Consider the following 12,993-nt stretch of genomic DNA (forward strand, 5'->3'; position numbering starts at 1 on the left):
AGGAAAGGCCGCGCAGCCGGCCGCGGGGAAGGAGTAAGTCAACATGAAGGGCAATAAGATCACGCGTTTGCGGACAGCGTTCTGTATCGGCAGCTGTGGCCTGGCGATCGCGGCAGTGCCCGCGATGGCCCAGGACGCCGCGCAGGACGAACCGAGCAGCGCCGAAATCATCGTCACCGGTAGCCGCGTGCGCGGCGAGGCGCCGGTGGGCTCCACGGTCACCACCCTGGGGCGGAAGGAAATCGAGGCGTCCAGCGCGGTAACAGTCGATCGCATGGTCAAGGAAATACCGCAGGTATTCGATCTGGGTGTTTCGGAGAATTCGCGCGGCCAGTCCGGCGGCAGTGGCAACATCACTTACGGCAACTCGGTCAACCTGCGCGGCATCGGCCCCTATGCGACGCTGGTGATGATCGATGGCCACCGGGTGACCAACAACAGCCGATCGATCGATCCTTCGGTCCTGCCTTCGCTGGGCGTCGAACGGGTCGAGGTCGTGGCGGACGGCGCATCGGCGATCTACGGTTCCGATGCGGTTGCCGGCGTGGTGAACCTCATTCCGCGCCGGTCGCTGGATGGAGGCGAGGTGTTCGCGCGTGCGGGCATCGGCGGTCGCGGCGATTTTCACGAATATTCGCTGGGTGCGGCGCTGGGCAAGGTGTTCGAGCGCGGCCAGATCATGGTGGCTTACGAACATGTCGAACGCTCCAACCTGAGCGGCGATAACCGTTCGTTCTTCACCAACAACCAGACTCCGTTCGGTGGCGCGGATTACCGCATCGCACGCTGCGCGCCGGGCAATATCAACGCGAACGGCACAACTTACGCGATACCGGCGGCGGGCGTGACGCAGGCGACCGCGGGTGCGCTTGTCGCGGGGACGCTCAACAAGTGCGACGAACTGACCAACCAGGACTTGGCGCCGCGGCAGAAGTATGATTCCGTGAACAGCACCGGGCGGTACGACCTTACCGACTGGTTGAGCGTCTTTTACGACGGATTCTATTCCAAGCGCGATTTCTACCGGAAGTCCGGGTTCACCAACGCCCGCATAACGGTTCCGCAGACCAACGCATTCTTCGTGCGCCCGGCTGGCTTCACCGGCACCAGCTACACACTGGACTACAACTTCCGCAACGACCTGCCGACCAACGATTCGTTCGGCTATGCCGAAAGCTGGCAGATCACGCCCGGCATCAAGGCAAAGCTGCCGCACAACTGGGAAGTCGAGGCACTGTTCGGCTATGGCAAGACGCACGATTTCTCCGGCTCCTACTTCGGGCTGAACAATGGCGCGCTGACGGCCGCGCTGGCCAGCAGCGATCCGGCCACCGCGTTCGATCCCTATGGCCTGGGGCGCACCAGCGCGGCGGTCCGCGCTGTCCTTGCCAACCAGATCTTCCTCGCGCCGACCAACGGGCGGTTGAAGACGTATGAAGGGCGCATCAACGGGCCGCTGTTCGCGCTGCCCGGTGGTGAAGTGAAGCTGGCGGGCGGTTACGAACGGCAGGATTTCACCGTGGGGCTGGGATCGGCGCGCGGCGCTCCGACCACGCCGATCGTGTTCCGCAATTTCGGACGCAAGGTCGATTCGGTCTATGGCGAACTGTTCGTGCCGGTCTTCGGTGCGGCCAACGCGATGCCCGGGTTTGAACGGCTCGAACTCAATGCCGCGGTGCGTTACGACAAGTACAGTGATGTCGGCGGCACCACCAATCCCAAGTTCGGGATCAATTGGGAACCGGTGCGGGGCCTGAAACTGCGCGGCAGCTATGGCACGTCGTTCCGTGCGCCGACGATCCCCGAAATCTACGGCAACTCCAACAACCTGTTCGGCCAGAGCTATCAGAACCCGGCCGGCGGAGCGCCGTTGCAGGGGTATGCGCTGTCCGGCCCCAACCTTAACCTGAAGCCTGAAACGGCAACCACCTGGTCCATCGGCGCCGACTTCGACCCCACCCCGACGCTGCACTTCGGCATCACGTACTGGGATGTGAACTATCGCAACCAGGTGCTCGCCAACCTGTCGAACCTGACCATTCTGGGTAACGAGGCGCAGTATGCCGGCACCAACATCATTCTTCGCGATGCCGCCGCCGCCGCCCGGGTTCAGCAGTTGCTGGCGCAAGGCGTGGCGCTGGCCAGCGGATCGTTTCCCGGCGGCAACCCTGCGAACGTCACTCTGTACGTGGACGGGCGCAGCCAGAACCTTGGCGTTTCGATTACCCGGGGCATCGATTTTACCGGCACCTGGACCAAGGACGTTTCCGACAGGGATACGCTGACGTTCAACGTGTCGGGAACCTATCTCACCAAATATCGCGTCGCCGTCACGCCCACGGCGCCGCTGGTCGATCGCCTGAACGTGATTTTCAATCCGCTCAAGTTCAAGGCGCGCGCCAGCATCCTGTGGGATCATGGCCCGGTCAGCGCGCGCGTGCTGATCACGCACGTCGGGGGTTACAAGAACAACCTCGCGGTGCCCGTGCAGTCGGTGGGGAGCTTCACGCCGGTCGATTTTTCGATCAGCTGGCGCATCGGCGATCAGAAGGCGACGGGGTTCTTTGACAAGGGCATGACTCTGGGCTTTGAAATGCGCAACGCGTTCGACCAGAAGCCGCCCTATGTGAACCTGGCGCCCAGCGGCAACGGCAGCGGCGGGTATGACGCCACGGCCGCCGATCCGATCGGCCGGCTGTTCGCGATCAGCGTCCGCAAGGCGTTCTGACGATCGCGATGAGGGGGGAAGGCGGCGTGAACCGGGAGGCGATCTCCATCGTGCTGGCGGGCGATCTCGTTCTTGATGAACCGGACGCACCCTACTGGCTCGACGGAATCGCGCCTGCGGTTCGCGCCGCCGATCTCGCCATCGGTCATCTGGAAGTGCCACACACCGCGCGCGGAGCCGAGATGAAGGGGGACGTCCCGGCGCCCGGCGCGCCGCCCGAAAATATCGCGGCGATCGCCGGGGCGGGGTTCTCCATGGTCAGCCTTGCCGGCAATCATATCGCCGACTGCGGTGCCGAAGGCATAGCCGATACCATTGCCGGGCTTGATGCGCACGGCATCGCCCATGCCGGGGCGGGGCTGACACTGGCCGAAGCGCGCAAGCCGGCCGTGGTGGGCCGTAACGGCCGGCGCATCGCGTTGCTCAGCTACAATTGCGTCGGTCCCGAAAGCGCCTGGGCCGGCCCGGACCGCGCTGGCTGCGCGTGGTTGCCGATCGAAACGGCGGACGGAAGCCCGGTCGCGCCCGCGGCGAACCTCGTCGCGTTGACCGACGCGGCGGTGGCGATCCTGCGCGAGGACATTGCCCGCGCGCGCACCGTGGCCGATCTGGTGCTGGTGGCGCTGCACAAGGGCATCGTCCATACGCCCGCGCGGCTGGCCCCCTACGAACGCGCCGTGTCGCATGCGGCGATCGACGCCGGGGCGGATGTCGTGATCGGTCATCATGCGCATATCGTGCGTGGCGTCGAATTCTATCGCGGGAAGCTGATCTTTCACGGCCTTGGCAACGGGTGCGTCGTCACCCGCGCGCTCAGCCCGGCGCAGGATCATCCGGCCCGCCGCGAATGGGCGCAGCGGCGCAAGGCGCTGTTCGGTTTCGAACCCGATCCGGCCTATACGCTGGCGCCGTTTCACCCGCAGGCGGTGAACGCGTTCCTGGGACGGATAGATTGGGGCGCGGATGGCGCCATCGTGCCGGCGATCATCCCGGTCGATGTCGAAGCGCCGGGGCGGCCGGTTCTGGCGCCGCCGGATCGGGCCGCAGAAATACGCGCCTACGTCGATGGCATAACGCGCGATGCGGGGATGCCCGGTATCCGGATCGATGCCGATGGGCGCGTGCAAGAGGTAGCGGCATGAATGTTCTTGCGCGCATCATGATCTGGACCGGCGGCACCGCGCTGATCGCGGCGGCCGGGCTCAATCTGTTGTCGGTTATCGGACGCCACACGGGCCTGCCGCTGAAAGGCGCGATCGAGCTTGTGCAGGTGGGCGTGCTGGTAGCCGGGACGCTGGCGCTCGTTGCCGCAACGCTGGCGCGCAATCACGCGCGCGTTCACCTTGTGCTGGACCGGTTGAAACCCGGCGGAGCGCATCTCGTCGAACGCCTTTCGATATTGCTGACGATGGCGTTCTATGCCGCTCTTCTTTGCGGGTCCGCGTGGCTCGCCAGCGATCTGTGGGGCAGCCAGGAAGTGAGCGAACTGCTCGGCGTGCCGTGGCGCTGGCTGAGGATGTTCCTCAACGCGGGCCTTGTCGCCGTGCTTGTCCTGCTTGCGCGTCAACTGGTGGAGCGCAAGCGCTGATGTTCGCCACGCCTGAAACCGGCCTGATCGGCCTTGTCCTGCTGTTCGCGTTGCTGATTTCGGGTGTACCGATCGGCGTGTCGCTGGGGCTTGTCGGCGCCGGCGGTTTGATCGTTGCGCTGGGCTTCGAACCCGCGCTGATCAAGGCCGGCGTGATCGTGGTGGAAACGTTGACACGCTACGAACTGGGCACGCTGCCGTTGTTCATGCTGATGGCGCATCTGTTCTTTTCGGCCAATGCCAGCCGCGACCTGTTCGATGCCGCGGCCAAGCTGGTCGGGCACAGACGTGGCGGGCTTGCCTATGCCTCGATCGGCGGGTGCGCGGGCTTCGGCGCGATCAACGGATCGAGCCTTGCCACCGCCGCCACGATCGGGCTCGTGGCCCTGCCGGAAATGCGCCAGCGCGGCTATTCGGACGCGCTCGCCACGGGAACGGTCGCGGCAGGGGGCACGCTGGGTCAGATGCTTCCGCCGTCCGGCGCGCTGATTGTCTATGGCATCATCGCGGAACAGTCCGTGGGGAAGCTGTTCACGGCAACGCTGATTCCCGGCATCTCGCAGATGCTGTTCTATTGCCTCGTCGTCTGGTTGCTGGTGCGCTGGCGGCCTTCGATCGCCCCGGCGAGCGAGCGGGCGACCTGGCGCGAACGCGGGCAGGCCATGCTGCGCATCGCGGACATGCTCGGGTTGTTGTGCCTTGTGCTGGGCGGGATCGTGCTGGGGTGGTTCAGCCCGTCCGAAGCCTCGTCGATCGGCACCGTTGGCGCTCTGGCAATCACGGCCTGGCGGGGGCGCCTGACGCGGGAAGTGCTGTTCCGCGCCTTTTCCGAAACGCTGCGGACCAGCGGTCTGATCTTTCTGGTCATCATCGGCGCGCTTGTGTTCTCGACGTTCATCAGCGTGACAGGCCTTACCGATGCCGTCGGCCATTGGGTAACCGGCCTTGCCCTGGGAACGATTCCGACGCTGATCGTCGTGGCGGGGCTTCTGCTTTTGCTCGGCTCCGTGCTCGATGGCCTGGCGCTGATGCTGTTGACCACGCCGATCCTTTTGCCCGTGGTGGAAAGCGTGGGCATGTCGCCGATCTGGTTTGGCATCTTCATCACCCGCGCGATGGAAATCGGCTTCGTTCATCCGCCGCTCGGCATGAATCTCTACGTGATCCAGGGCGTCGCCAAGGACGTGAGCATCAACCGCATCTTCAAGGGGGTGATGCCGTTTCTCGCCAGCGACCTGGTCCATCTTCTTCTTCTGATCCTGTTTCCCGCGATGGCCCTGTGGCTGCCGGGCCTTTTCGGACAATGACCATGATTGCATCACTCGGCCCGGATTTGCCGCAAGACCTGCTTGCCGCCACAGGCGTGCATGCCGGTTTGCTTCCCTGGGACATCGACCGCGAAACGCCCGCCGCAGACCGCTGGCTGGAGAGCAAGTTTCCGCGCTGGACCTATTCCGTCCTGCAAGACTGGCTGGATGGCCGGCTCGACCACCTGGATGCCGTGGTGTTTTCCCGTGCCGACGATGGCGCGCAGCGCCTTTACTACTACATCAGCGAGCTGCGCCGGCTCGGCGAGGTCGGCGGCCCCGAACCGTTGATCTTCGATGTCGCCAAGATCGGACGTGCCAGCAGCGCACAGCACATGGTTGCCAGCGTGCGCAAGCTGGCCGAGCGTCTTGGCGTCGGTGAGATCGCGCTTGAGCGGGGCATCGCGGAAACCAACGTTCGCCGGGCGAATGCGACTGCTGCGGCGGATGCGCAGCCCGGGCGGGTCTGCCTGATCGCGGGTACGCCGCCCCCGGATCGCCGGCTGCATGGCATGGTCGAACGCGCCGGCTGGATCGCGGCCGGTGAAACGCTGGGCGATGCGTGGGCGGACCCGGGGCCGCCGGTCGAGGAAGGCACTGGCGATCCGTTCGCCGCGCTTGCTCGTCAGCTTCACGCGAGGCGCGCGGATGTGCGGGCGTTTTTCGATCGCGCGCAGGCGCTGGAAGCGCAGGCGGACGAATGCGGCGCATTGGCGGCGGTGCTGTGGTTCGCCGAAGAGGACGATGCCCGCGTCTGGCATCTGCCCGCGCAGCGCGATGTCCTGGCAAGGATCGATATTCCCGCGCTGATCCTGACGCGGCGCGATTGGCGCGCGAACGATGGCGTGGATGCCGAGATCGCCGCTTTCCTGCAGGGAGGCGCCGCATGAAGCCGCTTGCTGGCCATCGTGTCGCCGTGCTCGGCGGCATGGCGGAACGCCCTCTCGCACGGTTCCTGGTCTCGCTTGGGGCCGAGCTTGGCGGCGCGGTCGAAGGCGCCTCGTTCGTGATCGATGACATCGGGCTGGAAGGGCTGGCTGGCGTTGCCGTGCCGGACGCGGCCATTCACGTGTCGGTCACGCCTTTTGGGTCCGGCGGCCCGCGCTCCGGCTGGAAGGGTGGGGAACTGGTTGCCTCGGCAATGGGCGGCGCTTTGCGCGTTACCGGAGAGCCGGGACTGCCGCCGGTGAAAGAGGCGGGCGACGCCTGCACCTTCCACGCCGACATGGTTGCGGCGTCCGGCGCGATGGCCGCGCATTATGCGCGCGGCACGCACGGCAAGGGGCAGCATGTCGATGTCTCGATCCAGCAGGTCGCGTTCAGCCGCAATTTCAACGGCGTGCTGTGCTGGCAATTCGACCGGCGCAAGCTTGCGCGCGTTGGTGGAGCGCTGGCCTATGGCCAGGCCACTGTCCGCGCGATCTGGCGGCTGGCGGACGGCTGGTGCTTCCATTCGCTGATGACGGGGCGGCTGGGCGCGCCCGCCAACCAGGCGCTGTCCGACTGGATCGACGATGCCGGTATGCCAAACCCGCTGCGCGGCACGGACTGGCTGGCGTACAACCGTTCGACGCTGCCAGCGGAAACGCGGGCGATCTGGGAAGCCGCGATCGACGCGTTCTTCCGTTCGCGCACGAAGCGGGAAATCGCCATCGAGGGGCTGCGGCGCGGCATCAACGCGTGCGTGGCGAACGAGCCGTCGGATGTGCTGGCCGATCCCCATCTTGCCGCGCGCTCCTTCTTCGACACGCCATCGGGATTGCCCGACCGCTTTGCGACGTTCCGTCCGGGGGCCACGCCAGCGGCGCCCGCCGTCCATGCCGGCGCTCGCCCCGGTCCGCTTGCGGGCGTGCGCGTGCTGGATTTCGCCTGGGCGCTGGTGGGTTCGATCACGACCAAGACGCTGGGCGATCTCGGCGCCGAGGTGGTGAAGATCGAAAGCCGCACGCGGCCCGATCTGGCGCGGCTGGACGTGCAGGTTTCGGCATCGCAGGCCGGCAACTGGGACGATAAGCCCTGGTTCGCGCATCTCAATTCGTCCAAGCGCAGTGTTTCCTTGAACATGAAGAAGCCGGAGGCGCGCGAACTGATCGATCCGCTGATCGATTGGGCCGACGTCGTTGTCGAAAACTTCTCGCCCGGTACGATGAAGAAGCTGGGCCTCGACTACGATGCGCTGGCGGCGCGCAACCCGGGTATCGTCATGGTATCGGGCAGCGTATTCGGCCAGACCGGCCCGCTGGCGCAGGAATGGGGCGTGGACGGCACGGGCGGCGCGCTTTCCGGGCGCACCTTCCTGACGGGTTATCCCGATCGCGATCCGGTGATCCCGGGGGCCGTTCCGTATGGTGACGTGATCGTGCCATACGTGATGGCGGGCTCGGTCGCGGCGGCGCTCCAGCACCGGCGGGAAACCGGCCTCGGCTGCCATATCGATGCCTCCATGTACGAAATCTGCGTGCAGCAGATGCGGGACTATCTCGCGGCAGCCAAGCGTGGCGAACGCCCCCAACGGGCGGGCAATGCCGATCCGCGCGTGCTGTTCCAGGATGTGTTCCCGGCGCTGGGCGATGACCGGTGGGTGGCGATCACCGTTTTTGGGGAACAGGACCGGGCGCGGCTGGCGGCGATCGCCGGCACCGACATTGCGGCATGGACGTCCGTGCGGGAAGATCGGGCGATCGCGGCGGAACTGCAGGCGGCCGGCATTGCGTGCGGCGTGGTGCAGGATTGTCAGGACATGATCGATGCCGATCCGCAGCTGGCGGGGCGGGGTGCGCTGGTGACGCTGGATCATCCGCTGCTGGGGCCATTTGGCCATATCGCCACGCCGATCCTGTTCTCCCGGGATCGGCCCGCGCCCTTCCGCGCACCGCGCATGGGCGAACACGTACACGCCATCGCCCGTGACCTTTGCGGCCTGTCCGAAGCCCGCATCGCCGAACTCGAAGCGGCAGGAGTATTCCAATGAGTGAAGCCACCGGACAGCGCAGCCGCAAGGACCTGGCCTGCACCGCCGCCGCCAACGCCTACCAGAAGCAGTTCGGCATCGATCTGAAGCGCCGGGTGGTGGATGAAGGCGAACCTTTCGCCATCGTCCAGGCCGATACGCCGCACGAGATCTTTCACGTGATGGACATCCCGATCATCACCAACCAGTGGTGGTCGGCCTACATTTCGGCCAAGCAGCTTTCGAACCAGTACTTCGAAGTGATGGCGCGCCATGGCTTTCCGGAGAATAGCTGCAAGTATTGTTCGCTGGGTCTTGCCTGCACGCTGGCCAACGATCCCAAGTCCGCGCCGTGGGGCGGGTTGCCCAAGCCGACCGTGCTGGTCGCGCGGATGACCTGCGATTGCATCCAGCACGTCTTCGGCCAGTGGGCCGAGGCGCTGGGTAGCGAGTTCTTCCCGATGGAGGCGCCCGCGTGGGAGCACAAGGACCCGCGCTGGTTCGCGCATTCCCGCAACGACTGGCAGGAAATCTACGATGCCGACCGCATCGCGCTGATGGTTTCCGAGATGCGCGACCTTATCGCGCTGCTGGAAAATCGCACCGGCCGCAAGTTCGACGAAGCCAGGCTCCATCACCTGATGGAGCGGATCAACGAGCAGGAAGGGTATATCTGGGAGGCCGCGCAGGCGATCGGCCGCGCGCGTCCGTGCCCGGTATCCATCGCCGAACAGATGCCCAACACCATGATCCCGCAATGGCACCGGGGATCGGACTGGGCGGTGGATCATGCTCGTCGCTTCCGCGATGAAGTGATGGAGCGCATCGCCAGCGGGGCGGGCACCGCCGCGCATGAGAAGATCCGGTTGATGTGGATCGGTGCCGGGGTGTGGCACGACCCGGGCTTCTACCAGGCGCTGGAAGAGCGGCTCGGCGCCGTGTTCGTCTGGTCCATGTACATGCCGTTCGCCGGGCCGCAGTATATCCGCGAGTTGCACGGACGCCCGATGGATGCCCTGGCCAGCCGTATCTGCTCGATGAACGAGGTGTTGCACCTTCCGCCGTGGATGAACGGCTGGATGACCAGCGAGGCGGAGCGCTGCGGGATCGATGCTTGCGTCGTGCTGTTGCCGCCGGACAACCGGCTCTCGCAATCGGGCACGAAGATCACCGCGCAATCGCTGGAAGCGGCGGGCGTCCCCGTCCTTTCGATCGACGCGGACATGGTCGATGCCAAGAACTGGAATCACGACCGCATGGTGACGCTGGTTGCCGATTTCCTGGTCGCGCGGGGGCTTGCGTGAAACGCCTGGTGCTGGCCCTGGCAATGCTGATCAGCGCCTGCGCGCGGCCGGCTTCGCCGGGTGTGACCGAGCTGACCTATGCAACGCCGTACAGCCCGAACCATCCGTTCAGCAAAGCGGATCAGGCGTGGATGGCGTTCGTGGAGAAGCGCTCGCACGGCCGTATCCGGATTCGTCCCAGCTGGTCGGGCGCGCTCCTTTCGTCGGATATGTCGATGGAGGAACTCCGTCACGGTGTGGCGGACGTGGGGTTGATAACGCCGATCTACGCGCGCGGCGGCACCCATCTGCTGCGCATCCAGACCGGCTTCTACAGCGGCGCGGACAGCGTGGAATCGCAGGTGGCGCTCTATCGCTGCATTGCCGCTGCGGAGCCTGAAATCGGCCGCGAGCTTCAGGGCCTCAAGGTTCTGGCGGTTCAGGGCGGATCGCTGGCTGGCATCGTTACGACAAACCGGCAGGTGCGCAGCCTTGCCGATCTGCGCGGCCTGCGTTTGCGGGCGCCGACGGAATTGCTGACGGTGCTGGAATCGCTTGGAGCCGATCCCGTCAACATGCCGATGGCGGATGTCTATTCGTCCATGGCCAAGGGCGTGATCGATGGCGTGATCGCGCCAGGCGATACCTTCAAGGCTTTGCATTTTGCGGAAGTGGCCAGGTATTACAACACGCTGGCTGTCCCGCGCGGTGCCTATCCCGCAAGGGCAATGGGGGCTGCGCGCTGGAACAGCCTGACGGATGAGGAACGCGCCATCCTGACCGAAGCTCAACCCGTATGGGAAGCGGCGCTGGCGCGGGAAATCCGTGTCGCGCTGGACAAGGGTATGGAGGAGGCGCGCGCGCGGCATGTCGTGATCAGCGGCGTTTCTCCGTCCGAACAGGCGCGTTTCGATGCGCTTTATCTGCGGGATTCCGAAGCCAATGCCCGGGCGCTCGCGCGTTTTGGCCTTGATGGAATGAGAGCGTTTCGCACCGCGCGCGCCGCCGTGCGCGGCCGCGACCGGATCGAATGTGGGGGCAAATCATGAAACGATTGATCGTCCTGGCGGGGCTGGTCGCGACGATGGCGTCCGCGCAAGCGGCGGATGCTCCACACGGGCCGGGGGTTATCGGCGCGCCTGCGGGCGCCGGTGCCTGGCCAGCGGTCGCGGAAAGCCGCGCCGATGCGCCGGGCTATACGATCTACCGCCCGGCCCGCCTTCCGCGCCAGCGTTTGCCGCTGGTGCTGTGGGGGAACGGCGGGTGCAAGAACAATGGGCTTTCCGCCAGCCATTTCCTGCGCGAGATCGCCAGCCATGGCTATTTCGTGATCGCCAACGGCGCGCCGGGTGTGGAAAGTCCCGCACTGGATCGGCTGCCCGATGGCCCACCGGTCGCGTTCCCGCCGCCGCGTCCGACGCCGGACGAAACGACCGCCGGGCAGCTGGTCGCGGCGATCGACTGGGCCGTGCGCGCGGACCGGGCGGGATCGTTCAAGGGGCGGATCGATACGACCCGCATCGCGGTGATGGGGCACAGTTGCGGCGGATTGCAGGCGATTGTCGCCGGCGCGGATCCGCGCGTGAAGACCGTCATGGTGATGAACAGCGGTGTCTATAATCGCGGGAACACCGGCATCAGCGGCGTTCCCGTGACCAAGGATGATCTGCGCAAGCTGCATACGCCCGTTGCCTATATCCTGGGCGGACCGACCGATATCGCCTATCCCAACGGCACGGACGACGTGAATCGCATCGATCACGTTCCCGTGTTCTACGGCAACCTGCCGACCGGGCATGGCGGCACGTACCAAATGGTCAACGGGGGCGAATATGCGCGCGTCGGGGTGGCCTGGCTTGATTGGCAGTTGAAGGGCAGCAAGCGCGCCGGCGCGATGTTCGCGGGCGATCCCTGCGGTCTTTGCGCGGGAACGGGCTGGACCGTCGTTCGCAAGCAATTTCCGGAGAAACCATGACCAAGCCGCTTGCGGGCATCCGCATCGCCGATTTCAGCCACGTCATGGCCGGGCCTTACGCATCCCACTTGCTGCGGCAGATGGGGGCAGAGGTGATAAAGATCGAGCCCAAACGCGGCGACGGGTTCCGTTCCTACGGCTCGGATCGCCGTTTCGACGGCATGGCGCCCGCCTTCATCGCCGCCAACGCGGGCAAGAAATCGATCGCGCTCGATCTCAAGGACGAAGCCGATCTGGCCATTGCCCGCGCCATCGTTTCGCGCAGCGATGTGCTGCTGGAGAACTTCCGCCCGGGGGTGATCGCGCGGCTGGGACTCGGTTATGATGCGGTGCGCGAACTGCGCCCCGATATCGTCTATTGCTCCGTATCCGGCTATGGACAGGACAGCCCTCAGCGCGATTGGCCGGCGATCGACAACATCGTCCAGGCGACCAGCGGGATGATGATGCTGAGCGGCGAGGAAGGCGATCCGCCCGTTCGCGTGGGGTTCCCGATCGTGGATACACTGACCGGTCAAACGGCCGCGCTGGCGATCCTGTCCGGCCTGATGCAGCGCGAACGCGGCGGCGGTGGCAGCTATATCGATGTGTCGATGTTCGACGCCAGCCTCGCGTTCATGACATCTGCGCTGACGCCCTATCTCGTCACCGGTCAGCCAATGTCGCGCATGGGCAACACCGGTTACAGCGGATTGCCCACGGCGTCGCTGTTTGTCGCGCGCGATGGCCGTCAGATTTCCCTGGGCGTGGTGCAGCCGAACCAGTTCGAAGCCCTGGCCCGCTTCGTGGGTAAGGAAGAATGGCTGCGCGATGCGCGCTTTGCGACGGACGACGCGCGGCGTGCAAACTTCGATGCCATGAAGGCGGAAGTGGCCGGCGTGATCGCGACGCGGGATGCGGCGGATTGGGAAGCCGGCATGAACGCTGCCGGCATACCGTGCGGCGTGGTGCGCCGGGTGGACGAGGCTTCGGCGCTGGCCGGGCCGGGCGCCCTGGCGTCGCTCGCCGTGCCGGGGTTGCCGCTGGATGGCGATGTGCGCCTGCCGGGCGTCGGGTTCCGCATGGTGCCGGGCGAACCCTCTGTCGATGCCCCGCCGCCCAGGCTCGACGAGAACCGCGACGAGATACTCGCCTGGCTGGAAAGCACCTCCCAATAAGGGGA

10 protein-coding genes are annotated in these 12,993 nt (G+C 65.8%); all 10 read left to right on the forward strand.

Annotated features, from left to right (window positions below; all coding sequences use genetic code 11):
- The first annotated feature begins 43 nt into the window (after positions 1–43).
- Genes NMD1_RS01175 through NMD1_RS01220 form a run of 10 tightly spaced genes read left to right on the forward strand, consistent with a single transcriptional unit; the run spans position 44 to position 12,988 of the window.
- The gene (locus tag NMD1_RS01175; protein ID WP_124808909.1) at positions 44–2,728 is read left to right on the forward strand and encodes a TonB-dependent receptor domain-containing protein; all 2,685 of its coding nucleotides are present in this window, start codon (positions 44–46) and stop codon (positions 2,726–2,728) included.
- A gap of 26 nt (positions 2,729–2,754) precedes the next feature.
- Entirely contained in the window at positions 2,755–3,870 is a 1,116-nt protein-coding gene (locus NMD1_RS01180; protein ID WP_233497276.1) for a CapA family protein, read from the forward strand.
- Positions 3,867–4,316 carry a TRAP transporter small permease gene (locus NMD1_RS01185; RefSeq protein ID WP_125953265.1) on the forward strand — a complete coding sequence of 150 codons (450 nt, stop codon included), beginning with the start codon at positions 3,867–3,869 and terminating at the stop codon, positions 4,314–4,316. Before NMD1_RS01180 ends, NMD1_RS01185 begins: the two co-directional genes overlap by 4 nt.
- Entirely contained in the window at positions 4,316–5,623 is a 1,308-nt protein-coding gene (locus NMD1_RS01190; RefSeq protein WP_124808912.1) for a TRAP transporter large permease, read from the forward strand. Before NMD1_RS01185 ends, NMD1_RS01190 begins: the two co-directional genes overlap by 1 nt.
- Before the next feature lie 2 nt (positions 5,624–5,625).
- Positions 5,626–6,513: a hypothetical protein gene (locus NMD1_RS01195; protein WP_233497277.1), complete on the forward strand. Its 888-nt coding sequence runs from the start codon at positions 5,626–5,628 to the stop codon at positions 6,511–6,513.
- Positions 6,510–8,594 carry a CoA transferase gene (locus NMD1_RS01200; RefSeq protein ID WP_125953267.1) on the forward strand — a complete coding sequence of 695 codons (2,085 nt, stop codon included), beginning with the start codon at positions 6,510–6,512 and terminating at the stop codon, positions 8,592–8,594. Before NMD1_RS01195 ends, NMD1_RS01200 begins: the two co-directional genes overlap by 4 nt.
- Positions 8,591–9,877 carry a 2-hydroxyacyl-CoA dehydratase subunit D gene (locus tag NMD1_RS01205; RefSeq protein WP_125953268.1) on the forward strand — a complete coding sequence of 429 codons (1,287 nt, stop codon included), beginning with the start codon at positions 8,591–8,593 and terminating at the stop codon, positions 9,875–9,877. Before NMD1_RS01200 ends, NMD1_RS01205 begins: the two co-directional genes overlap by 4 nt.
- Complete coding sequence (gene dctP, locus NMD1_RS01210) at positions 9,874–10,905, forward strand: TRAP transporter substrate-binding protein DctP (protein ID WP_233497278.1); 1,032 nt, start codon at positions 9,874–9,876, stop codon at positions 10,903–10,905. Before NMD1_RS01205 ends, dctP begins: the two co-directional genes overlap by 4 nt.
- Positions 10,902–11,831 (forward strand): hypothetical protein, encoded by a 930-nt coding sequence (locus NMD1_RS01215; RefSeq protein ID WP_233497279.1) that lies wholly within the window; start codon positions 10,902–10,904, stop codon positions 11,829–11,831. Before dctP ends, NMD1_RS01215 begins: the two co-directional genes overlap by 4 nt.
- Positions 11,828–12,988 (forward strand): CaiB/BaiF CoA-transferase family protein, encoded by a 1,161-nt coding sequence (locus tag NMD1_RS01220; protein ID WP_125953269.1) that lies wholly within the window; start codon positions 11,828–11,830, stop codon positions 12,986–12,988. Before NMD1_RS01215 ends, NMD1_RS01220 begins: the two co-directional genes overlap by 4 nt.
- Positions 12,989–12,993 lie beyond the last annotated feature (5 nt).

It is taken from the genome of Novosphingobium sp. MD-1 (assembly GCF_001014975.1).
In the GTDB taxonomy this organism is placed as follows: domain Bacteria; phylum Pseudomonadota; class Alphaproteobacteria; order Sphingomonadales; family Sphingomonadaceae; genus Novosphingobium.